We start from the raw sequence: 21,148 nt of genomic DNA on the forward strand, positions 1-21,148 counted from the left end.
TCAGGGACTGGGGATTGTGGCGCACCCGACGTTCGGGATGCAGCCACTGGCTCCGCCGGGACCCGCTGTGCCGCTAGGCCCGTACGGGATACCACCGGTTGCTCCACCAGGTCCCGCGGTTCCGCCAGGGCCGTAAGGGATTTCACCCGTCGCACCGCCCGGGCCCGCCGAACCCTCAGGGCCGTACGGGATCGAGCCGCTGGCCCCGCCCGGGCCGGCAGTACCACCGGGGCCACCGGGAATCTGGCCAGTCGCGCCGCCGGGACCGGCGGTGCCGATGTCGGCGCACGGGGTGCCGTCGGCGTTGGTGCACGGAGGCGGCGGAGGGGGATCGGCCATCGCCACCGGGCTCAGCGCAATGGCCCCAGCCGCAGCGCCTGCAAAGAACATCGAGGCAATCAGTTTTGAGGTCATGAAGGGTGACTACCCATGTTGGCCCGGGGCCCAAACCCGCCCGGCTATGCGCGACTTTCGAACGACAATCGCATCAGAAACACCGCAGGTCACTCTGAGCCCAGCGGACGTCGGTACACACGTCACACCAGTTGCCTTCAGCCTCGTGCGCACCAGAATTGGCAATGCCCGGCAGGTTTGGGGTGGTGTGACGCCTGTGACGACGCGCCGCCGTTCAGGTGTCAGGCAAACCGCTTGGTGTACTTGGGCGGCAGCAACCGCATCACCTGGGTCAGCGGCGCCCACGGCCAGCGCGGCACCACGGCCCGGCCCTTCTCCTTCTCGATGGCCTCGACCATCGCACGCACGCCGGTCTCGTTGTCGACCATGAGCATCGTGGTCGCCGACTTGGCGGTCATCTCCGATTCGATGTAGCCCGGCTCGATGACGGTCACCCGGATCGGGCCCTTGTCGTACTCGGCGCGCAACGATTCGCCCAGTGACGTCATCCCGGCCTTCGACGCGCAGTAGGCAGCCTTGCCGCCGGGCACACCCGTGTTGCCGAGCACCGACGAGATCAACACCAGGTGACCGCTGCCGGACTTCTTGAACATCTCCAGCGCGGTCTCGATCTGCACCAGGCCGGCGATCAGGTTGGTTTCGATGGTGGCCTTGTTCGCCCACGGCTTGCCCTCGCCCAGCGGCCAGCCCTTGCCGATCCCGGCGTTCACGATGACGCGGTCGATACCGCCGAGTTCCTCGGACAGCTCACCGAAGACCCGTGGCACGGCCTCGTGGTCGTTGACGTCCAGCGCGGCGACCGCCACCTTGATGTAGGGGTGCCGGTCGGCCAGCTCGGCCTTGAGCTCGTCGAGCCGCTCGGTGCGGCGGGCACACAGGGCCAGGTCGCGCCCCTTGGCGGCGAACTGCCGGGCCATGCCCGCGCCCAGTCCGGAGCTGGCACCGGTGATGAGGATCTTCTGACGGGTCATCGCTGCAGGATAACCGAGTTAGACAACTGTCAAGAATGCGGCCGCTACTTGAGCAGACGCGACATCCGCCGGTCGGCCAGCACCTTGCCCCCGGTCTGACACGTCGGGCAGTACTGGAACGACTTGTCGGCGAAAGACACCTCCCGCACGGTGTCCCCACACACCGGGCACGGCAGGCCGGTGCGAGCATGCACGCGCAGTCCAGAGCGCTTCTCCCCCTTCAGCGTTGCAGCCTGCTGCCCCACCGACCGCGTGACCGCGTCGGTGAGCACCGAGATCATCGCGTCGTGCAACGCGGCGAGCTGGGCGTCGGTCAACTTGCCGGCGGTGGCGAACGGAGACAGCTTGGCCACGTGCAGGATCTCGTCGCTGTAGGCGTTGCCGATCCCCGCGATCACCTTCTGGTCGGTGATCACGGTCTTGATGCGTCCCGAGTTGCCCGACAGCACACCCGCCAGCCCCGCCGAATCCAGCGACAGCGCGTCCGGGCCTAGTGAGGCGATCTGCGGAACGTCGAGCGGGTCGGCGGCCACCCACACCGCAAGCCGCTTCTGGGTGCCGGCCTCGGTCAGATCGAACCCGACCGAGTCCCCCAGGTGTACGCGCAGCGCAATGGGGCCCTTGCCCGGTTTGAGCGGCGTCGGCGCCAACTTGTCCGACCACCGCAGCCACCCCGCCCGGGACAAGTGCGTGATCAGGTGCCAGGGGCCAACTTCCAGGCCGAGGTACTTACCCCAGCGGTTCGCACCGGTGACGGTCTGGCCGTGCAACGCCGTCGTCGGCGGATCGAACGTCTTGAGTACCGACAATGCGGACACGTCGATTCGGGCGACCTCCCGTCCGGTCGCATGCCGGCGCAGGTGATCGGCCAACGCCTCGACTTCGGGCAGTTCGGGCATGGCTCCAGTGTGTCAGCGAAACGCCGAGCATGCTGTAGACATGTCCGACCGGCCGGCACCCGGAGCGACCAACCCGCTGCGGCACATCTTCGTGATCAACAGCGCGCCCCGGCGGTGGCCGTTCGCGCTGCGTGCCGGAATCTGCATGGCTGTTCCGGTCCTGGTGGGCTGGCTCGCCGGCGACACCACGGCCGGGCTCATCGCCACGATCGGCGGGTTCACCTCGCTCTACGGCAGCGGCCGGCCTTACCTGAACCGCGGCGGATACCTGGCCGCGGTCGTGGTGTGCTTCGCCGCCGTCGTCGCCCTGGGCGAGTGGGCGTCGTCGGCACCGTGGCTGGGCGTGGTGACGGTGACGATGATCGCCGCGGTGGCCACCCTGGTGTGCCACGCACTGAGCATCGGACCGCCCGGGGCGTACATGGTGGTGCTGGCCTGCGCGGCCGGAACCGGCACACCGGCGACGCTGCACCTCAGCCCGGCCCATCACGCCGCGCTCGTCCTGGCCGGCGGCACGTTCGCCTGGCTGATGCACATGTCCGGCGCGCTGTTCCGCCCCCGCGGACCCGAGAAGGCGGCGGTGGCCGGGGCTGCCGCCGCCGTCGCGGCCTACATCGACAGCATCGGCGGCGACCCCGGCACCCAGGCCGCCGCCCGGCACCGGGCCGCACTCCTGCTGCACACCGCGTGGGTCACCCTGGTCAACTATCAACCGGTACAACCCAAACCCGACCAGGCGCTGTATCGGCTGCGGGTCGTCAACCGCCGGCTGCACGTGCTGTTCGCCGAAGCCATGCGGACCGCCGACGCCGGGGAGGCGCTGGGCTACGACGGCGCGGCCCTGGCACGGCACCTGGGCACCGTGCCGGCCGATGCCATCACCGATGAGCATGGTGCCGAAGGGATTCCGCTCGGCCGGCCCAGCGCGCTGCAACTGCTGCGCCGGGCGCTGGCCCCGGGCTCGGTGTCACTGCAATTGGCGGTACGGGTCGCCATCGCGGTCGCGATATCCGGTGTCGTCGCCGTCCTGATCTCGCAAGCCCTGACCATGACGCACGCGTACTGGGCGATGGCCGCCGCGGTGCTGATGCTGCACCAGGGGTTCGACTGGCAGCGCACGCTGGCCCGCAGCGTCGAACGCACCCTGGGCACCCTGCTCGGGCTCGGCGTGGCCGGGGTGATCCTGGCCCTGCACCCGCAGGGCTTGTGGCTCGTACTCGTCATCGGCGCACTGCAATTCGTCATCGAGATGTACGTGATCCGCAACTACACCCTGGCAGTCGTGTTCATCACGCCCGCCGCCCTGACGATCGCCTCCGGCGGTCAGCCCGTCGAGGATCTCGGCGAACTGCTGCTCACCCGCGGCAGCGACACCCTGATCGGCTGTGCGGTGGCCCTGGCCGTCTACTGGGCGACCCAACGTCTGCGGCACCCGACCGGCCTGCGCAGTGCGATCACCGCCACGCTCGATGCGGTTACCGCCACCGTGCCCCACCTCGCGGCCGACGACGCCACCTCCCCGGCGGCCCGCGCCGATCGCCGCGATCTGCAGCTGCGGGCGATGGAACTGCTGCCGGCGTACGACGCGAGCGTGGGCGGATCAGCCGCGCAACGCCTTGGGGCCGAACGCCTGTGGCCGACGGTCGTGGCCACCGAGCAACTCGCCTACCGCACGCTGGCGGCATGCTGGGGCGCCGAGCGCGACGGCGATACCGAGACCGGAGCCGAGGCCGCCGCAGACACCGCAGCGGCGCTCAGCGAGCAGGCGCGTGACCTACGCGAGGGCCTTGACGAACGACAGTAGCCAGCTGACCAACGACAGCACGATGGCCGCCCAGATGGCGGTCCACCAGAACTGGTCGATGTGCAGACCCCAGCCCGTGGTGTTGTCGGTGATCCACGACGTGATCCACAGCATCAGCGCGTTGATCACGATGTGGATCAGGCCGAGCGTGAGGATGTAGAGCGGGATGGACAGGATCTGCACGATCGGCTTGATGATTGCGTTGACCAGACCGAAGATCACCGCGACGACGAAGATGATGCCGACCTTGGCGAGGGTCGTGTCCCCTCCGATGAAGTTGATCCCCGGCACGACGAGAGTGACGACCCAGAGCGCGAATCCGGTTATCGCGGCGCGCAGGAGAAATGAGCTCATGGCGGTCTAGTCTGCCGAGCGCAGCAGGTACGTGTCCATGATCCAGCCGTGGCGCGTCCTCGCTTCGGCCCGCGCAGCAACGATCTCGTCGCCGATCTCGCCGACAGTTCCCGAATAGAGCAACTCGTCGGGCGTGCCCAGATAGGCACCCCACCAGATCCGGGTCTGCGGCGGGCACTGCTGAAAAGAGCAGTCCGCGTCGAGCATCACCACGGCACTGCCGGTCAGCCCGTGCTCGCGCAACTGCCGCCCGGTCGTGATCAGCACCGGTTCGCCGACGTCGTTGAGCGGGATGCGGTGTCGCGCGGTCAGCACCTGGATCGCGGTGATGCCGGGGATGACGTCATAGGAGAAGTCGACGTGCTCACCGACCATCTCCAGGATTCGCAGGGTGCTGTCGTACAGTGACGGATCACCCCAGGCCAAAAAGGCCCCGACACCGTCGGGACCGAGTTCGGTCTCGATGGCCGCCGCCCAGATCCGGGCCCGTTCTGCATGCCAGTCCGCCACCACCTGGCGATACCCCGGTGCGTCGCCGGCCGCGGCGCGCGGCGGATCCACCAATTCGACGAAGCGATAGCCCGGTTCGGTGATAAAACGATCGCAGATCAGCTTGCGCACCGCGACGAGATCGTCCGCTGCGCCTCGACGAGGACCTTTGTCCATCGCGAAGAACACCTGCGTGTCGTTGAGTGCGGAAACGGCCTGGGCCGTGACGAAGTCCGGATCACCGGCCCCGATTCCGATGACGTGGATGCGGCGCACGCCTCGAAGGTTAACCGAACCGGAACCGGGTACCCGAAGTATCCGGTACCCGGGGTATTGACATCGTGCATTGTCGGTACCTACCGTCGGGGTGAGGGGGACCACAAACGAAGGGAACGTCAACGGTGACAACTTCGGTCAGACCCGGCGGAGGCTCGGCACGCGCTGAGCGGCGGGACGCGTTCTCCGAACGCCTGCTGAAGGGTTCGGTTCGCAAGTCGTACGCACCAGTTGTCGATATCGACTGGCACGCGCCGCTGGATCCGGACAAGTTCTTCCTGCCGCCGAGGATCGTGTCACTGTACGGAACCCCGTTGTGGGACAGCATGTCCCGCGAGGAGCAGATCGAGCTGTCGCGGCAGGAACTGGCCAACACGCTCTCGGCGGGCATCTGGTTCGAGAACATCCTCAACCAGGCGCTGCTGCGCAAGATGATGCACCAGGACCCCACCGCCAACTCCACGCACTACGAACTCACCGAACTCGGCGACGAGACCCGGCACATGGTGATGTTCGGCAAGGCGATCGACAAGATCGGCGCCAAGCCGGTGCGGCCGCGGCTGTACCAGCGCATGATCATCAACACGCTGCCGTTCTTCTTCCGCGGCTCGGTGCTGTGGGTGGCCGCGCTGGTCGGCGAGGAGATCTTCGACTCGCTGCAGCGGCAGATGATGGACGACCCCGAGTTGCAGCCGATGGTGCAGCGCCTCATGCGGATTCACGTCACCGAAGAGGCCCGCCACATCCAGTTCGCCCGTGACGGCCTGCGCCAGCGCACGCCGTCGATGCGGTGGTACAAGCGGGCCTGGGTGGCCAACCTCAACGGCGTCGGCGGGTATTTCTTCCGGTACCTGTTCACCAACAAGGTGCAGTACGCGCGCGTCGGCCTGAATGCCCGTGCGGCACGGCGCCTGGCCCGGGCCAGTACCCACCGCCGCGAGGTGCAGATCTCCGGGTTCGCCCCACTGGCCGCCTTCCTCGAAGAGGTCGGACTGATGGGCCGCATCGGCCGCCGCATGTGGCGCCGCTCCGGCTTCCTTCCGGCCAAGACCCCGCTGGGCCTCACCTCGTCTGCCGATTCCGCCGCGACATCCGGCGAGGGCGTCGCCGAGGAGGTGTACGACGGGTTCGCCGTGCTCGACAACGGTGACGGCGATCGCCGCGTCCATGTGCGGCTGACCGGGCACCTGGATCCGATCGACGGCAAATACCACTGGCGCGGAACGATTCTCGACGCCCCGGCCACGGTGGCGGCCGGGCCGGTGCGACTGAGCATCGGCACCCGCACCGTCGACGCCCGGATCACCGAACGCACCTCACAGGGCACGCACTCGATCTCCGGCATCGGCGAACCGCCGTTCGAACTGGAGTCCGCCGACGGACCCGAAGTCAGCGCCGCCGGGTAAGCACCGAGCGGCCGAGCAACCCGACCGCGAACACCGCCCCGGCGATCCCGGAGATCAACAACGGCAGTTGGCCGGGCTGACCTGGAATCACAGTCCAGAGCAGCCCGGCCCATATTCCGGCGCCCAGCACGGCAAATCCGCTGAGCCCCTGGAAGACTCCCTGGGCGCTGCCCTGCAGGTCGGAGCCGACCAATGAGGACACCCAGGCCTTGCTGACGCCGTCGGTGCAGCCGGTGAACAGGCCGTAGGACCCGATCAGCAGCCAGGCCAGCAGCGGATCGGTGGTCAGCCCCAACCCCGCGTAGCCGACGGCGAAGAACACCAGGCCGATACCGAACACCGGTAGCCGCCCGATCCGGTCGGCCAGCAGCCCGGCCGGGAAACTGGACAGGGCATAGACCGCGTTGTAGGTGACGTAGGCCAGGATCACCTCGACAACCGAGAAGCCGATCTCGTTGAGCCGCAACAACAACAATGCATCGGGAAAGTTCACCAGACCGAACGCCACCAGCACGGCCGTCACGCGCCAGTACTGCCCCGGCAGGTCACGCACCCGGGAGAACACCGGCTGGCGCTCCCTCACCGGCTGGGTGCGACGTTTTTCGGAGACCAGGAACACGAGCACGACGCTGAGGACCGCGGGCACCACGGCGACCCACAGCAGCGGCGCGATCTGATGGTCGAGCAGCTCGTAGGCGGCCAGGCCCAGCAGCGGTCCTACGACCGCCCCCAAAGTGTCCATGGCCCGGTGAAATCCGAATACCCGGCCGCGCGCGGCGTCATCGATGTCAACGACCAGCAGGGCGTCGCGTGGGGCGCCGCGGATGCCCTTGCCCAGCCGGTCGACGACTCGCCCCGCGAGCACGCCGGACCAGGCGCCTGCCGCGGCCACCATGACCTTGCCGAGCGCGGCCATGCCGTAACCGGTGGCGATCAGAGGTCGTTTGGCGAAGCGGTCGCCGAGCGGGCCAGCGGCCAGCTTGGTCATCGCCGCCGCGCCTTCGGCGGCCCCCTCGACCGCCCCGACCACCGCCGGGGGGGCACCGAGCACGGCCGTCAGATAGATCGGCAGCAGCGGATAGAGGAGTTCGCTCGCGGCGTCCTGCAAAAAGGACACCGCCGACAACACGCGGACATTGCGAGTCAGCCAGGCGGGCACCCGGTCATCATGCCTGCGGACCCGTCAGTTGTCGCCGGCGCGGACGCGGTGATCCGGCTGGACGATATCGCGCGCGATGTCGATGAGCGGTGTATTCGAGTTCTGCGACAATCGTTGAGCAACTCGAAAGCTTGCACTGCGTCGATCTTGTACCGCTCCATGAACATTCCCTTCGCCTGGCCGATGACGTCGCGGGTGGCCAAGGCGCTGCGGAACTGGCGGTCGTGTCGGGCCAGATTCCACGCCAGCGCGATGTGCGTGGCCACTACCATCCCGGCCTCGACAGCGGCGCTGTCGAAGACTTCAGCGGTTTGGGCACAGAAGTTCAGCGCTCCCATCGTCTGATGGTCGGCGAAGAGCTGGTAGGACAAGACCGAGCGGATCGGTGTCGTGGTGGCGACCTCGCGACAGTAATCAGGCCAGCGGACCTCGTCCTGAATGTCATCGATCTTGATCACGTGGTGTTCCCACGTCGTGCTCAGGCACGGACCTTGCGCCCAGCGTTGCTGAATCTCGTCCAGGATCTTCGGGTATGCGTGTGTAGCCGCAGCCGTACGGACGTCGCCGCGACGTCCAGCAATCGTGACCCCCGCATATTCGGCCCCCGGCACGTATTCCACGGCGCTCTCGACAAGGTAGGCGAGCACAGTGTCGACATCGGCGGGCGAATGATCCTGGATCACCCGGATCAATTCGTTGACCTGCGATGCGATCATCTGTTCACGGCCCAATGACATCACGCGCACTCCGCTCGGATCGAGTCCATCGAGCTCAACTCATCCTGCGCCGAACCCGCCCTACCCGCAACCGTCCCGACAAGCTACGCGGCCTGGTTTTGCACACTATTTGCGGCGGCCCATCACGCCATTCGACTCCGACAGAACTAGAACACGTTCTAGTGTGTACGTCATGCGGTTCACCTATGCCGAAGCCATGACCGATCCCACCTACTACATCCCGCTGGCCCAGGCGGCCGAGGCGGCCGGCTATCACGCCATGACGATCGCCGACAGCGTCGCCTATCCCTTCGAATCCGATTCGAAATACCCCTACACGCCTGACGGCAACCGGGACTTCCTGGACGGCAAGCCGTTCATCGAGGCATTCGTGATGGCCTCGGCTCTGTGCGCGGTCACCACCACGCTCAAGTTCAACTTCTTCGTCCTCAAGCTGCCGATCCGCCCGCCCGCCCTGGTGGCCAAGCAGGTCGGCTCACTCAACGCGCTGTTCGACAATCGGCTGGGACTCGGTGTCGGCACCAGCCCGTGGCCCGAGGACTACGAGTTGATGGGGGTGCCGTTCGCCCGGCGCGGCAAGCGGATGGACGAGTGCATCGACATCATCCGCGGACTGACCAGCGGCGCCTACTTCGAGTACCACGGCGAGTTCTACGACATCCCCAAGACCAAGATGACCCCGGCACCGTCGAAGCCGGTCTCCATCCTCGTCGGCGGGCATGCCGAGGCGGCCCTGCGGCGCGCGGCCCGCAACGACGGCTGGATGCACGGCGGCGGCACCGACGATCTCGATGTCCTCCTCAAACGACTCAACGAGATCCGAGCGGAAGAAGGCCAGACCGGGCCCTTTGAGGTCCACGTGATCTCGGCTGACGCGTACACACCCGACGGCATCAAACGGCTCGAGGACAAGGGCGTCACCGATGTGATCGTGGGCTTCCGTCTGCCCTACATCAAGGGCGACGACCCTGAGCCGCTGGACAACAAGATCCGGCACCTGGAGAAGTTCGCCGAGAACGTCATCGCCAAGGTCTGATCCGCGCGCGGACCCCGCTCACCACTGCAGGGGGCGGGTGACCCGGGCCGAGAGAGGGATTTGAGGGAACAGCGGGCGCGCCGTTAGCGTTGCACCCGCCGTTCTCGCCAACGCTGTCCGAGAGCTCCAGTCCGTGAACCCTCGGAAAGCCTGCGAATGACGACCTCTCTCGAACGTCCGCGCGCCGTTGTCGCACCCGACCCCACGGTCCGGATGCTCGCCGTGTTCGCCCTGGCCCTCGGTGGCTTCGGCATCGGCACCACCGAGTTCGTCGCAATGGGCCTGCTGCCCGACATCGCGACGGGCTTCGGGATCAGCGAGCCAACGGCGGGTCACGTCATCTCCGCGTATGCGCTGGGTGTGGTGATCGGCGCGCCCGTCATCGCCGCCCTCACCGCGCGCTGGCCCCGCAAGGCGCTGCTGCTCACCCTGATGGCGGTGTTCACCCTCGGCAATGTGGCCAGCATGCTGGCGCCGACATATCCGACGCTGGTGATCGCCCGATTCGTCGCCGGCCTGCCACACGGCGCGTTCTTCGGCATCGCCGCGCTGGCCGCCGCCCATCTGATGGGTCCGCAGAATCGCGCCAAGGCCGTGGCCTATGTGCTCTGCGGCCTGACCGTCGCGACCGTTCTGGGCGTTCCCCTGGCATCCTGGCTCGGCCAGGCCCTCGGTTGGCGCAGCGCGTTCGGCCTGGTGGTCGTCGTCGGCCTGCTCACGTTGGCCACCCAATGGCGTTGGCTGCCCGAGCATCTGCGGTCCATGCACGTCACGAGCCCGGTCACCGAACTCGGTGCGCTGCGCCGACCACAGGTGTGGCTGGCGGTACTGGTGGGCATGATCGGCTTCGGCGGCATGTTCGCGGTCTACACCTACATCAGCACCACGATGACCGACGTGACCGGCCTACCCCGGTCCTTGGTCCCGGTGGCGCTCATGGTGTTCGGCCTCGGCATGGTCGTCGGCAACCTCGTCGGCGGCCGGCTGGCCGACACCTCGGTGGTCCGCGCGTTGTACCTGTCTCTGGGCGCTCTGGCGGTGCTGCTGGCCGCGTTCTCGTTGGGGTCGCACAGCCCGTGGACCGCGCTGCCGTTGTTGTTCGGTGTCGGGGTGGCCGGCTCGGCCGTCGGCCCGGCACTGCAGACCCGGTTGATGGACGTCGCCCACGATGCCCAGACGCTCGCGGCCGCACTCAACCATTCCGCGCTCAACATCGGCAATGCCACGGGCGCGTGGGTCGGCGGCCTGGTGATCGCCGCCGGCCTCGGCTACACCGCGCCGGCGGCGGCCGGGGCACTGCTGGCCGTCGGCGGGCTGCTGGTGTTCACCGGGTCGGTGGCGTTAGAACGACGAAGCTCCGTCCGGCGATGACGGCGGGATGATGTGGACGGCGGCCTCCTCAGCCGAGGCAACACCACCATCGATGCCGACGTCAGTGCCGAGCAGTTCTGCCTCGTCATCCGTGCCGAACCCCGCATCGGGAGCCACCAACCGACCCGAACGCAGGTCCCCGACCTCGTCGTCGCCGCCCTGCTCGTCGAGGTAATCGGAGTCGTCGAGCTGCATCGCCGGATCAGGCTCTTCCTCGGCCAGCAGCTCATCGAGGGTCTCGTGGTCACGCGGTTCGCGCCAGCGGTCCGGCGGCGAGTAACCCTCGTCGAGCAAGTCGTCGACACCCCGATCGATCAGGGTGTCCTCCTGAGTCAACTGGTCTTCGTCGTCGACGCTGTACCCGTCACTACTCATCTTTCAACGATAGCTACAGGTCCCGCCGATCTGAGCCCCTGTTTGCAGTTGGAACTCAGCCCACAGAAGGCACCGTGGGCACGCCCTCGCCCGTCAGCCCGTTGACCTCCGCGGCCATCGGCCACCACCCAGGGGCAAGCCGCGATTCCGGGTCTCCGTCGAGGAGGCCCGAACCGCAGATCCTGAGAAATTCCGCATTTTCAGCTGAGAATTGTGGAATTTTCGAACCGAGTTGCCGATTAAACGTTATAGGCAGCAACCGGAGGTAGTGGGACTTTCGGTGCGGCCTGCAACGGAGGGTTGGGAAATGAAGTCATACACCATTGCCACATTAGCCGCGGGCGCACTGGCCGCCGGAACACTCTTCGGTGGCGTCGCCGCTGCCGCACCGACTGGGCAATCGGCCGAACAAACCGTAAAAAGCCTGCAGACCAGCGGCTATCACGTCATTGTCAACCGCACTGGGGCCGCGCCACTGGCTAACTGCACTGTGCTCGGCGTGCGCCAGGGCCAGACCATCGCCACCAACGATTCAAGGGGCGGCGGCTCGATCAATACCACCGTCATTTCGAAGACGGCATACGTCGACGTCGCCTGCTGAGTTCGGGAATAAAACAGGGCATCTATTTGTTGGAGCTGCCAAACCGGAATTAGCCGGTCGGGCGGAAATATTACGCCCACAATCGGTCGCACCTTATTGGTGCGGCCGATTCTGTTTTTGAGCCAGGCCGCACTCTGCTCCGACCGAGCTTGTCGGAGGGTCGGCGTACGGTACCGAACATGAGTTCGATATTGGCATCCGAAAGGGATCTCGAGCGGACGATCGTCAGTGAAGCCCTCGATCACCTCAACGCCGCCTGCAAGGAGATCGACGCGCTGTCCGTGCACGCCCTGACGCGAACGGAACTGCACGAGGTTCTGAGCCGGCTCGACGCCGGGGAAAAGCGGTTGGCGACCGCGCAACAACGACTGCTCGGGCGAATGGTGGCCACCGACACCGCGTCGCCACCGCGGTTCGATCCGGCTGCTGTGCTGGCCCGACGGCTTCGGATCTCGCCGGCCGAAGCTCGGCAACGGATAGCGGCCGCAGGCCAAACGTCCGACTGAGGCCCACCCGAAAGTTCGGTAAGTGCCGCAGTGGGTACCCCACCCGCTGTGGCATTCGACCTCACCCCGACAGCGGCGCAGCATGACCTGGCAAAACGGACTCACGAGTTCGCCGAACGGGTCGTCCGGCCGGTCGCCGCCGAATACGACCAGCGGCAGGAGTTTCCGTGGCCGGTGCTCGAAGAAGCAGCCGGTCAGGGGTTCTACAGCCCGCTGTTCTATCGCGATCTGATCGGCGACCCCACGGGCCTTTCCCTGCCGATGTTCATGGAGGAACTGTTCTGGGGTTGCGCCGGAATCGGCCTGGCCATCGTGATGCCGGCCCTGGCGCTGTCGGCCATCGGTCAGGCCGCCTCGCCGGAACAGATGCTGCAGTGGGCACCCGAATGCTTCGGCACTCCGGGCGATCTCAAGCTCGCCGCGCTGGCGATCTCCGAACCCGAGGGCGGCAGCGACGTGCGCAACCTGCGCACGTACGCCGTCCGCAGCGGCCCTGGCCCCGACGCGGACTGGATCATCGACGGCCACAAGATGTGGATCGGCAACGGTGGCATCGCCAATGTGCACGTCGTCAACGCAGTCGTCGACAAAGACCTGGGCCACAAAGGACAGGCCTTGTTCGTGGTTGAGGGCGGCACGCCGGGGCTGGAAATGGTGCGCAAACTCGACAAGCTCGGCTGCCGCGCCTCGCACACCGCCGAGCTGAAGTTCAACAGCGTCCGGGTACCTGCCGGCAATCTGCTCGGCGGCCACGAGAAGCTCGAGCACAAGCTGGCGCGGGCCCGCGAGGCCGTCGAGGGCGCGGCACATTCCGGCTCAGCCACTTTGGGCACCTTCGAACAGACCCGCCCGATGGTCGCCGCTCAAGCACTCGGAATCGCCAGGGCCGCAATGGAATATGCGACCGAGTACGCGAACCGGCGCGTCGCCTTCGGCGGCCCGATCATCGACAATCAGGGCGTCGCGTTTCCGCTGGCCGACCTGGCCACCCAGATCGATGCCGCCCGGCTGCTCACCTGGAGAGCGTCGTGGATGGCCGCCACCGGTGTGCCGTTCGAACGCGGCGAAGGGTCGATGTCCAAGCTCGCGGCCAGCGAAGTGGCCGTCAGGACCACCGAACGGGCCATCCAGACGATGGGCGGCTGGGGCTACGTGAGCGATCACCCCGTCGAGAAGTGGTACCGGGATGCCAAGCTCTACACCATCTTCGAAGGCACCAGCGAGATCCAGCGCATCGTGATCGCGCACGCTCTCGGTGCCGCCGACGGAAAGCCTCCGCTGCACGTCGATCTGGAGCCGTCCGGTGGACCGCTGAACCGGTGGTTCGGACGTGGCACGCCACTGCGCACCCGCGCGGCCGATACCGCGCTGTCAGCCAAGGATCGCCTGCCCGATCCGGTCATGCGGCTGGCGATGAAGCTCCTGCGGCCACCCCGCAAGTGAGAAGGCCGGATAGATTCGACGTCCATGACCGTCACCGTCGACGAGCTCGAAGTCGCTGATTCACCGGAGGCCTGGACGCGAGCCGGCTTCAGTGTTGATCCCGGCGGAGACGCCGGCTCGATCTGCCGCGTCGGCGCCGTTCGCATCCGGCTGGTCGGGGACGACCGCGGCACCGGCATCATCGGGTGGTCGTTGCACGGCTTGCCACAGCAGCCCGGTGATGACCTCGACGGCATCCCGACCGTGCGGTCCGACGCCACCACGGCGGAACCGGCCACGCACCCGAACGGCGTCGTCGCCATCGACCACGTCGTGTTGCTGTCTCCTGACCTGGGCCGCACGGTCGATGCGCTGGCCGCTATCGAGGTGGCTCCGCGCCGGGAACGCAACGGCGAACTCGGCGGCCGCCCGATCCGCCAGGTCTTCTTCCGGTTCGGGGAGGTGATCCTCGAGGTCGTCGGATCGCCCGATACCGCAGGTGACGGTCCCTCGACGCTCTGGGGCATCACGTACACCGTCCACGACATCGATGCCACCGCCGCGTTCTTCGGCGACCACACCGCACCGGTCAAGGACGCCGTGCAGCCCGGTCGCCGGATCACCACGGTCCGGCACAAGGACTTCGGAATGTCGGTGCGCACCGCGGTGATCTCTGCGACTGTCCGCAGTTGACGTGTGTCGGGGCGCCGCCCGCACGATGCTGTTGCCTATCCTCAGCGGGTGACCGACGCCGGAATTCTGCACAGCGACGTCGTCGTCATCCATACCGACGGTGGGTGCCGGCCGAACCCCGGCCCCGGCGGCTGGGGCGCGGTGCTGCGGATGCGTGAGCACGTGCGCGAGATGTACGGCGGGGATCCCGGCACCACCAGCAACAACCGCATGGAGTTGATGGCGCCCATCATGGCGCTCGAGGCACTCACCCGGCCCGTGGTGGTGCACCTCCACACCGACAGCACCTACGTGCGCAACGGCATCACCAAGTGGGTACTCGGCTGGGAACGTAATGGCTGGGTGACCGCCGCGAAGCAGCCGGTGAAAAACGTCGACCTGTGGCAGCGGCTGCAGGCCGCCTGCGCGCGGCACGAGGTCGAGTGGTTCTGGGTGAAAGGCCATTCGGGTGTCGCCGACAACGAGCTGGCCGACGAGCTGGCGACCCGGGGACTACGAGAAGCACTCGACGGTTCCCGCGATCTAGTGTCCTGACTCCCACACCACTTCATCCGGCGTCTTGTCCGGGCGCAATCCTCGCCAGCTCGGCTGACGTAACCGGTGGTCACTGGTGCGCTCGCTGTAGCGCACCTCCCCCACCAGCTCGGGCCGCACGAATGTCACGCCTTTGGCGTCGAGCTTCGGCAGCGGCTTGTCGAACGGTGACTCATCGGTGTGTAGCGGGGCCAGCATGCCCTTGAGCTTGGCGAGTTCCTTCTCGGTGAACCCGGTGCCGACCCGCCCGGCGAACCGCAGGCCGTCGGGGCCCGGAACGCCGAGCACCAACGCCCCGATGCCGCTGCTGCGCCCGCCCTCACCCTGACGCCAGCCGCCGATCACCACTTCCTGCGTGTTCCAGAACTTGTCCTTGATCCAGGATGCCGACCGCCGACCCGGTTGATACGTCGAGTCGCGTTTCTTGGCGATCACCCCTTCGAACCGGTGCTCCCGGGCGTGGTCCATGGCCTCCGGTCCGTCACCGGACAGGGGCTCGGGCACGATCAGACCACCACCGGTGGCCAACGCGTCCAACACTTTTCGCCGATCGGAATACTTGGCGCGCAGCAGAGACCGGCCGTCGAGCCACAGGATGTCGAAGGCCCAGAACTCGACACGGGTGGAGCGGGCCCGGTTCTGCATCTCGGAAAAGCTGGGCACTCCGGAGTCATCGAGGGCCACCACCTCGCCGTCGAGCACCACATGATGGTCGGCGAGATCGGCGGCCAGCGCCTTCAACTGCGGGTACTCCGCGGTGACGTCACGGCCACGACGCGAACGCAGTTGCAGGCGGCCATGGTCGGCCTCGACCAGCAGCCGGTAACCGTCCCACTTTCCTTCGAACGCCCATTGCCCGGCCTTGAGTTTGGCCACCGAGCCCTCGGTGGCCAGCATCGGGGAGAAATCCTTGGGATCGGGTGTGGCCGACTTCTGGTCTTTCATCCGGTGCGCGAGCCAGTTCTTGCCCTCGGTCTGGATCAATGCGTAACGGCCGTCGATGCGGCTGCCGCTCAGGGTGAAGATGACTTCGCCGTTGCGGGCCTCGGGGTCGTCATTGACCCGGAACTTCTCCGCCTCATACATGCCGGTGTCCCAGATGACCATCTTCCCAGCGCCGTACTCTCCCTTGGGAATGTCACCGTGGAAGGTCAGGTACTCGATCGGATGGTCTTCGGTATGCACCGCAAGGTGATTCACCGCCGTGCTATCCGGCAGGTTCTTCGGCACAGCCCAGCTGACGAGCACGCCATCGCGTTCCAGTCGGAGGTCGTAGTGGAGCCGCCGCGCGTGATGCTCCTGGATCACGAACCGGTCGTTGTTGCCGGTCGCCGGGACGTCCTGCGGCACCGGCTCGGGCGTCTTGGCCGCGTCGCGCATGCTGCGGTAGGTGGTGAGCTTGTCGGGACGCGGCGCGTCTTCGTCGAGTCCGGACAGGAGGTCGCCGTCGTCGGAAACCCGTTGCAGCACTTCATCGAATCTCAGGTGGCGCAGGTCCGGATCGGCGATCTCGTCCCACGTGCGGGGCGCGGCGACGGTCGGGTGCTCCCGGCCGCGAAGCGAGTAGGGGGCGATCGTGGTCTTGGCGCCGTTGTTCTGGCTCCAGTCGAGAAAGATCTTCTGGGCCCGGATACTGCGGGTCATCGTGGCGGTGACCATCTTGGGCATCGACTGTTCGAGCTGCTGAGCCACCCGTTTGGCCAGCACCGATGCCCCGCGTGAGCTGATCGGCTCGGCCAGGGGCACGTACAGATGCAGGCCCTTGCTACCGCTGGTGAGCGGATACGTCGTCAACCCGATGTCACCCATCAGCTCGCGCACCGCCTGCGCCACCTCGCACAGCTGCGGCATGGTGACGCCCTCGCCGGGATCGAGGTCGAACACGATGCGGGTGGCCGGCCCCTGACTGCCCTCGGAGTCGAACCGCCATTGCGGCACATGCACTTCCAGTGACGCCTGTTGCGCAATCCAGGCCAGCCCCTCGCGGGTGTTGATGATGGGGTATGTGGTGGTGCCAGACTTGTGCGCGATGGTGCCCCGCTCAAGCCAGTCGGGAGCCGAAGACGCCAACTGCTTTTCGAAGAACGAGGCTTCAGCGACCCCGTTGGGCCACCGCTTGCGGGTCACCGGGCGCCCGGCGATGTGCGGAAGCATCACCTCGGCGATGCTCAGGTAGTAGTCGAAGACCTCGGCCTTGCTGGTGCCGGTGGCGGGGTAGAGCACCTTGTCCGGGTTCGTCAGCCGAACCCGCTCATAGCGCTCCATGACGCCCCTCCATGACGCAAACGTATACCCACATTTTCAGACACGGGCCGCGTCGACATGTGAGCATGTGCGGATGGCGCTGATCACCGTGCGTAGTTTGCTCCTGCGATTGGCCACGGTCGTGCTGACGCCCGCGGCGGCCGTTTTCGGCGGTCCAGTGCCCGCGGCGTCGGCCGAGCCCTGTTCGGACGTCGAGATGGTGTTCGCCCGCGGTACGGGCGAGCCGCCCGGGATCGGGCGGGTGGGCCAGGCGTTGGTCGACCAGCTCGCCCCGCGGATCGCACCCCGCACCCTCGGCGTGTATGCGGTCAACTATCCCGCCGGGATCAACTTCCTGACCACCGCGGAGGGCGCGAACGACGCGGCCGGCCACATCGCCTGGCTGGCCGACCAGTGCCCCGGTACACGGGTGGTGCTCGGCGGTTTTTCCCAAGGCGCAGCTGCGGTTTCGATGCTGGCGGGGGTACCGCCGATCGGTGACCGCATCGGTCTGATCGGTTCGGCTCCCGCGCTTGCGCCCTACAGCGCTGACCGGGTGGCCGCCGTCGCGGTATTCGGCAATCCCGGCAACAGGTTCGGCACACCGTTGTCGGGCACCGGCCAATTCGCCGGGCGGGCCATCGACCTGTGCAGCCCCGGAGATCCGATCTGCGTTCAGGGCGGGCGCACCCGGGCGGCACACAGCGCATACGAGCTTCCGCCATATCCTGACCAGGCCGCGGGGTTCATCGCCGGACGGCTCTAGCCCGATCCACCTACCATGGAGTCATGAGCCGGGCCCTGGTCATCGGCGAGGCACTGATCGACGTCGTCGAGAGCGACGCCGCGATCGTCGGCGAATACGTCGGCGGCAGCCCGCTGAATGTGGCCGTCGGGCTCGGCCGGCTGGGCCGCGGCGTCGACTTCCTCACCCACATCGCCGACGACGACCGCGGACGGCGCATCGTCGAGTACGTGGAAAATTCTGGGGTACAACTGGTTTCAGGTAGCGCGACGGCCGGCCGGACCCCGACCGCGATGGCCACCCTCGACGCGGCAGGATCTGCCCACTACCGGTTCGACATCGACTGGCAGTTGAGCGGCACTCCCGAGGTCGCCACCCCGTTGCTGGTCCACACCGGCTCGATCGCCACAGTGCTGGAACCGGGCTGTCGCGCCACCGCCGCGCTGCTCGACGCCTACCGCATGTCGGCGACCATCAGCTTCGATCCGAATGTCCGACCCGACGTGATCCAAGACGACGACATCGCCCGCGGCCGCATCGACCGGCTCGTCGAACGCGCCGACGTCGTGAAAGCCTCCGAGGACGATCTGCGCTGGATGGATTCCCGGCACTCCCCCGAACAGATCGCGCGGGCCTGGCTGGAAGTCGGCCCGTCAATCGTCACGGTGACCTCGGGTGAGCGCGGAGCTTTCGCGGTGTGCCGCGCCGGAACCGTGTCGATCCCGGCGCGCGCGGTGCAGGTGGTCGACACCGTCGGGGCCGGCGACGCCTTCATGGCCGGGCTCCTCGACGCGTTGTGGTCGCTGGGCATCCTCGGCGCGGACCGCCGTCGTGACCTGGCCCGGATAGGCATCGGTGCCCTCGAAGGTGTCCTGGAGTCCGCGGCGCTGTCGGCAGCGTTGACGGTGGCCCGGCCCGGCGCCGACCTGCCGGATCGCGCGGCGCGAGACGCCGCGGCTCAGCCCTGAGCGATCACGCCCGCGATCAGCTCGGCCACCTGGTCGGCCTGCGTCTCGGGAAGGCGCGCATATCCGCACACCAGCCCGCGCGCGTCGGCCGGCCCCACGAAGAAGGTGGACAGCGGCGACACGGTGACACCCCGCTCCCTGAGATCGGCAGCGATCGCGATGTCGTCGGCCCCGTCGTGAAGGCGCACCACCATGTGCAGCCCCGCCTCGACGCCCTCCAGGCGAATGCCCGTGCAGCGTCGGGCGAGTGCACCGACCAGCGCCGCCCGTCGCGCCGAGTAGGTGCGCGCCGCCCTGGCGAGGTGGCGAGTCAACGCACCCGACTCGATGAATCTGGCCAACGCGAGAGTGGTTACTCCGCAAACTGATTCGCCGCTGAACTCCAGTACGTCGGCGACGGCGTCCCGCAGTCGCGGCGGCGGTAGCAGCCAGGCCACGCGCAGCGTCGGCGTGAGGATCTTGGAAGCCGTCCCGATGTAGGCGACGCAGTCGCGTCCGCCGTCGATGCCGCGCATTGCGGGCAGCGCCGACACGTCATAGCGGAACTCACCGTCGTAGTCGTCTTCGATGAGCAGGCTGCCGGTCCGTGCCGCCCACTGCACCAGACCCGCACGGCGCACCACCGGTAGCCGTGCCCCGAGCGGATACTGATGCGCCGGAGTGCAGTACACGGCCGCGTCGGTTTCCCGCAGCGCCGCCGGATCGAGACCGTCGGCGTCGATCGGCACCGCACGTGTTCGGGCCCCGGACATCTCCAAGGTCCGCCGCGCTTCGTCGTAGCCCGGTTCCTCGAACGCGATATCGCGCCCGGTCAGCCCGGCCGCCGCGGAAAGGGTGCGCAAGCCCGAGGCCACGCCGGGCACGATGATCAGATCTGCCGGGTCGGCGACGATGCCGCGGGTGCGGCGCAGGTGACCGGCCAGGGCCAGGCGGAGTTCGGCGTGGTCGCGGGGTCCGGCCGCGGCGGCGGGAATGGGTGCGGCCGCGGCCGCTCGCCAAGCCCGCCGCCAGTCCGTCGTCGAGATGAGGCCTGGATCAGGGTGGCCGGGCATGAGATCCCACGCCGGCGGCGGCTGACGAGAAGCCACCGTCACCGTGGTCGCCGCGCCGCTCGAAGTGACGTGTGACGCGGCGCCCGCGTGGGCCGCGGCATCGGCACCGGCGGCGATGCGTGTGCCCGATCCCAGCTGAGCGGTGGTGTAGCCGGCCGCGGCGAGCTCGTCGTACGCGTCGACCACCGAGGACCGGGCCACGCACAGTTCGGCGGCCAGGCTGCGTGTCGACGGCAGCGCATCGCCGGGGCCGAGCCGGCCGACCCGGATCTGCTCGATGATCGCCGCCGCGATGCGCTGGCGCAGCGGCGACTCGTCGGCGGGCAGCTGCAGCGCCAAGTGCAGCTCGGGTGCGTGACGCGCCATGACGCCACAATAGTGGTCTCGGCGACTTGGCCAGTTCTGGACCTTTTGACCAATCCGGTATCTCGACAGAATCACGTTCCGTGAAGCAGATCAGGAGAGAACATCAACTCGCCCGCACCGATCGCGCCGACCTGGACTCGGTGCTCGACGCCGCCGCGGTGGGCACGCTCGCCACCGTGGTGGACGGACAACCGTGGGTCGTGCCCATGCTCTACGCCCGCGACGGTGACCGGATCGTGCTCCACGGGTCGACGGGCGCGGGCGCGCTGCGGCACGTCGCGGCCGGGGCGCCCGCCGCACTCTGCGTCACACTGCTCGACGGAATCGTGGTGGCGGATACGCTTTTCGACTCCACGGCCAACTATCGGTCGGCGGTCGTACGCGGGCACCTCACCGTCATCGACACGTATGACGCGGCGTACGCACTGGAGCTGATGAGCGACTCGCTGATCCCGGGTCGCAGTTCGGAGGTGCGCTCGAGCACGAAGAAGGAACTGGCCGCGACGCTTGCGGTCGCGCTGCCCATCACACCGGATGGCTGGACGGTCAAGGTGCGCGACGCACCGCCATCGGAGCCGGAGGAGGGAGTGGCATCCGGCGGCTGGGCCGGCGTCGTACCGCTTCGTACGGTGGCCGGCGACCCGGTCCCCGCTCCGTGGGTCAGTGCGGACACCGACGTGCCCGAGTCCGTGCACCGCCTCATCAAAGGGACCTAGCGGTGTGACC

22 protein-coding genes are annotated in these 21,148 nt (G+C 67.6%); 12 read left to right on the forward strand and 10 right to left on the reverse strand.

Annotated elements, in window-relative coordinates; genetic code table 11:
• The 3 genes from BN2156_RS31320 to BN2156_RS27355 form a co-directional block, all read right to left on the reverse strand.
• Positions 1–390 (reverse strand): hypothetical protein, encoded by a 390-nt coding sequence (locus tag BN2156_RS31320; protein WP_407661764.1) that lies wholly within the window; start codon positions 388–390, stop codon positions 1–3.
• Between the two features lie 245 nt (positions 391–635).
• Entirely contained in the window at positions 636–1,385 is a 750-nt protein-coding gene (locus BN2156_RS27350; protein WP_003881816.1) for an SDR family oxidoreductase, read from the reverse strand.
• A 44-nt stretch (positions 1,386–1,429) separates the two neighbouring features.
• Positions 1,430–2,284 (reverse strand): Fpg/Nei family DNA glycosylase, encoded by an 855-nt coding sequence (locus BN2156_RS27355; protein WP_090518084.1) that lies wholly within the window; start codon positions 2,282–2,284, stop codon positions 1,430–1,432.
• Between the two features lie 40 nt (positions 2,285–2,324).
• On the opposite strand from BN2156_RS27355, the gene BN2156_RS27360 reads away from it, so the two are divergent.
• Positions 2,325–4,088 carry an FUSC family protein gene (locus BN2156_RS27360; protein ID WP_090518085.1) on the forward strand — a complete coding sequence of 588 codons (1,764 nt, stop codon included), beginning with the start codon at positions 2,325–2,327 and terminating at the stop codon, positions 4,086–4,088.
• On the opposite strand, the gene BN2156_RS27365 is transcribed toward BN2156_RS27360, so the two are convergent.
• A complete protein-coding gene (locus BN2156_RS27365; RefSeq protein ID WP_090518086.1) occupies positions 4,059–4,442 on the reverse strand; it encodes a phage holin family protein in 384 nt (127 codons plus the stop codon). The two genes, BN2156_RS27360 and BN2156_RS27365, sit on opposite strands and share 30 nt — an antisense overlap.
• A 6-nt stretch (positions 4,443–4,448) precedes the next feature.
• Positions 4,449–5,207 (reverse strand): precorrin-6A synthase (deacetylating), encoded by a 759-nt coding sequence (gene cobF, locus BN2156_RS27370; RefSeq protein WP_090518087.1) that lies wholly within the window; start codon positions 5,205–5,207, stop codon positions 4,449–4,451.
• Between the two features lie 125 nt (positions 5,208–5,332).
• On the opposite strand from cobF, the gene BN2156_RS27375 reads away from it, so the two are divergent.
• A complete protein-coding gene (locus BN2156_RS27375) occupies positions 5,333–6,613 on the forward strand; it encodes a diiron oxygenase (RefSeq protein WP_090518088.1) in 1,281 nt (426 codons plus the stop codon).
• Here the strand turns inward: BN2156_RS27375 and BN2156_RS27380 are convergent.
• Together BN2156_RS27380 and BN2156_RS27385 are read right to left on the reverse strand one after the other, a co-directional pair.
• Positions 6,597–7,772 carry an MFS transporter gene (locus tag BN2156_RS27380; protein WP_090518089.1) on the reverse strand — a complete coding sequence of 392 codons (1,176 nt, stop codon included), beginning with the start codon at positions 7,770–7,772 and terminating at the stop codon, positions 6,597–6,599. The two genes, BN2156_RS27375 and BN2156_RS27380, sit on opposite strands and share 17 nt — an antisense overlap.
• Positions 7,757–8,509 carry a GAF and ANTAR domain-containing protein gene (locus BN2156_RS27385; protein ID WP_308208062.1) on the reverse strand — a complete coding sequence of 251 codons (753 nt, stop codon included), beginning with the start codon at positions 8,507–8,509 and terminating at the stop codon, positions 7,757–7,759. Before BN2156_RS27385 ends, BN2156_RS27380 begins: the two co-directional genes overlap by 16 nt.
• Before the next feature lie 172 nt (positions 8,510–8,681).
• Between BN2156_RS27385 and BN2156_RS27390 the strand changes: the two genes are divergently transcribed.
• Both BN2156_RS27390 and BN2156_RS27395 read left to right on the forward strand, forming a co-directional pair.
• Complete coding sequence (locus BN2156_RS27390) at positions 8,682–9,545, forward strand: LLM class flavin-dependent oxidoreductase (protein WP_090518603.1); 864 nt, start codon at positions 8,682–8,684, stop codon at positions 9,543–9,545.
• Positions 9,546–9,701: 156 nt separating this feature from the next.
• A complete protein-coding gene (locus BN2156_RS27395) occupies positions 9,702–10,916 on the forward strand; it encodes an MFS transporter (protein WP_090518090.1) in 1,215 nt (404 codons plus the stop codon).
• Here the strand turns inward: BN2156_RS27395 and BN2156_RS27400 are convergent.
• On the reverse strand, positions 10,887–11,291 hold the full coding sequence (locus BN2156_RS27400) for a DUF5709 domain-containing protein (protein ID WP_090518091.1): 405 nt from the start codon (positions 11,289–11,291) through the stop codon (positions 10,887–10,889). The genes BN2156_RS27395 and BN2156_RS27400 overlap by 30 nt on opposite strands.
• 307 nt (positions 11,292–11,598) lie before the next feature.
• On the opposite strand from BN2156_RS27400, the gene BN2156_RS27405 reads away from it, so the two are divergent.
• From BN2156_RS27405 to rnhA, 5 genes are all read left to right on the forward strand, one after another.
• Positions 11,599–11,892: a hypothetical protein gene (locus tag BN2156_RS27405; protein ID WP_090518092.1), complete on the forward strand. Its 294-nt coding sequence runs from the start codon at positions 11,599–11,601 to the stop codon at positions 11,890–11,892.
• 179 nt (positions 11,893–12,071) lie between these two features.
• The gene (locus tag BN2156_RS27410) at positions 12,072–12,398 is read left to right on the forward strand and encodes a hypothetical protein (RefSeq protein ID WP_090518093.1); all 327 of its coding nucleotides are present in this window, start codon (positions 12,072–12,074) and stop codon (positions 12,396–12,398) included.
• 48 nt (positions 12,399–12,446) lie between these two features.
• Positions 12,447–13,841 (forward strand): acyl-CoA dehydrogenase family protein, encoded by a 1,395-nt coding sequence (locus tag BN2156_RS27415; protein WP_090518094.1) that lies wholly within the window; start codon positions 12,447–12,449, stop codon positions 13,839–13,841.
• 24 nt (positions 13,842–13,865) lie between these two features.
• The gene (locus BN2156_RS27420; RefSeq protein WP_090518095.1) at positions 13,866–14,513 is read left to right on the forward strand and encodes a glyoxalase; all 648 of its coding nucleotides are present in this window, start codon (positions 13,866–13,868) and stop codon (positions 14,511–14,513) included.
• Between the two features lie 66 nt (positions 14,514–14,579).
• Positions 14,580–15,047 carry a ribonuclease HI gene (gene rnhA, locus BN2156_RS27425; RefSeq protein ID WP_090518604.1) on the forward strand — a complete coding sequence of 156 codons (468 nt, stop codon included), beginning with the start codon at positions 14,580–14,582 and terminating at the stop codon, positions 15,045–15,047.
• Here rnhA and BN2156_RS27430 read toward each other — a convergent pair.
• A complete protein-coding gene (locus BN2156_RS27430; protein WP_090518096.1) occupies positions 15,036–17,312 on the reverse strand; it encodes an ATP-dependent DNA ligase in 2,277 nt (758 codons plus the stop codon). The two genes, rnhA and BN2156_RS27430, sit on opposite strands and share 12 nt — an antisense overlap.
• A gap of 73 nt (positions 17,313–17,385) precedes the next feature.
• Here BN2156_RS27430 and BN2156_RS27435 point away from each other — a divergent pair, with 73 nt between their 5' ends.
• Positions 17,386–18,057, forward strand: a complete 672-nt coding sequence (locus BN2156_RS27435) for a cutinase family protein (RefSeq protein ID WP_090518097.1) — start codon at positions 17,386–17,388, stop codon at positions 18,055–18,057.
• Positions 18,058–18,080: 23 nt separating this feature from the next.
• Entirely contained in the window at positions 18,081–19,004 is a 924-nt protein-coding gene (locus tag BN2156_RS27440; protein ID WP_090518098.1) for a carbohydrate kinase family protein, read from the forward strand.
• On the opposite strand, the gene pdxR is transcribed toward BN2156_RS27440, so the two are convergent.
• Positions 18,995–20,422, reverse strand: a complete 1,428-nt coding sequence (gene pdxR, locus BN2156_RS27445) for a MocR-like pyridoxine biosynthesis transcription factor PdxR (RefSeq protein ID WP_090518099.1) — start codon at positions 20,420–20,422, stop codon at positions 18,995–18,997. The two genes, BN2156_RS27440 and pdxR, sit on opposite strands and share 10 nt — an antisense overlap.
• Positions 20,423–20,502: 80 nt before the next feature.
• Between pdxR and BN2156_RS27450 the strand changes: the two genes are divergently transcribed.
• Positions 20,503–21,138 carry a pyridoxamine 5'-phosphate oxidase family protein gene (locus BN2156_RS27450; RefSeq protein WP_090518100.1) on the forward strand — a complete coding sequence of 212 codons (636 nt, stop codon included), beginning with the start codon at positions 20,503–20,505 and terminating at the stop codon, positions 21,136–21,138.
• Positions 21,139–21,148: the final 10 nt, after the last annotated feature.

The sequence above is a fragment of the Mycolicibacterium neworleansense genome, from assembly GCF_001245615.1.
Lineage (GTDB): Bacteria > Actinomycetota > Actinomycetes > Mycobacteriales > Mycobacteriaceae > Mycobacterium > Mycobacterium neworleansense.

Bases quoted from the DNA above. Each gene is read 5' to 3' on its own strand.
- BN2156_RS31320 (WP_407661764.1), bottom strand. From the start codon at position 390: ATGTTCTTTGCAGGCGCTGCGGCTGGGGCCATTGCGCTGAGCCCGGTG.
- BN2156_RS27350 (WP_003881816.1), bottom strand. From the start codon at position 1,385: ATGACCCGTCAGAAGATCCTCATCACCGGTGCCAGCTCCGGACTGGGC.
- BN2156_RS27355 (WP_090518084.1), bottom strand. From the start codon at position 2,284: ATGCCCGAACTGCCCGAAGTCGAGGCGTTGGCCGATCACCTGCGCCGG.
- BN2156_RS27360 (WP_090518085.1), top strand. From the start codon at position 2,325: ATGTCCGACCGGCCGGCACCCGGAGCGACCAACCCGCTGCGGCACATC.
- BN2156_RS27365 (WP_090518086.1), bottom strand. From the start codon at position 4,442: ATGAGCTCATTTCTCCTGCGCGCCGCGATAACCGGATTCGCGCTCTGG.
- BN2156_RS27385 (WP_308208062.1), bottom strand. From the start codon at position 8,509: ATGTCATTGGGCCGTGAACAGATGATCGCATCGCAGGTCAACGAATTG.
- BN2156_RS27390 (WP_090518603.1), top strand. From the start codon at position 8,682: ATGCGGTTCACCTATGCCGAAGCCATGACCGATCCCACCTACTACATC.
- BN2156_RS27395 (WP_090518090.1), top strand. From the start codon at position 9,702: ATGACGACCTCTCTCGAACGTCCGCGCGCCGTTGTCGCACCCGACCCC.
- BN2156_RS27400 (WP_090518091.1), bottom strand. From the start codon at position 11,291: ATGAGTAGTGACGGGTACAGCGTCGACGACGAAGACCAGTTGACTCAG.
- BN2156_RS27405 (WP_090518092.1), top strand. From the start codon at position 11,599: ATGAAGTCATACACCATTGCCACATTAGCCGCGGGCGCACTGGCCGCC.
- BN2156_RS27410 (WP_090518093.1), top strand. From the start codon at position 12,072: ATGAGTTCGATATTGGCATCCGAAAGGGATCTCGAGCGGACGATCGTC.
- BN2156_RS27420 (WP_090518095.1), top strand. From the start codon at position 13,866: ATGACCGTCACCGTCGACGAGCTCGAAGTCGCTGATTCACCGGAGGCC.
- BN2156_RS27430 (WP_090518096.1), bottom strand. From the start codon at position 17,312: ATGGAGCGCTATGAGCGGGTTCGGCTGACGAACCCGGACAAGGTGCTC.
- BN2156_RS27435 (WP_090518097.1), top strand. From the start codon at position 17,386: ATGGCGCTGATCACCGTGCGTAGTTTGCTCCTGCGATTGGCCACGGTC.
- BN2156_RS27440 (WP_090518098.1), top strand. From the start codon at position 18,081: ATGAGCCGGGCCCTGGTCATCGGCGAGGCACTGATCGACGTCGTCGAG.
- pdxR (WP_090518099.1), bottom strand. From the start codon at position 20,422: ATGGCGCGTCACGCACCCGAGCTGCACTTGGCGCTGCAGCTGCCCGCC.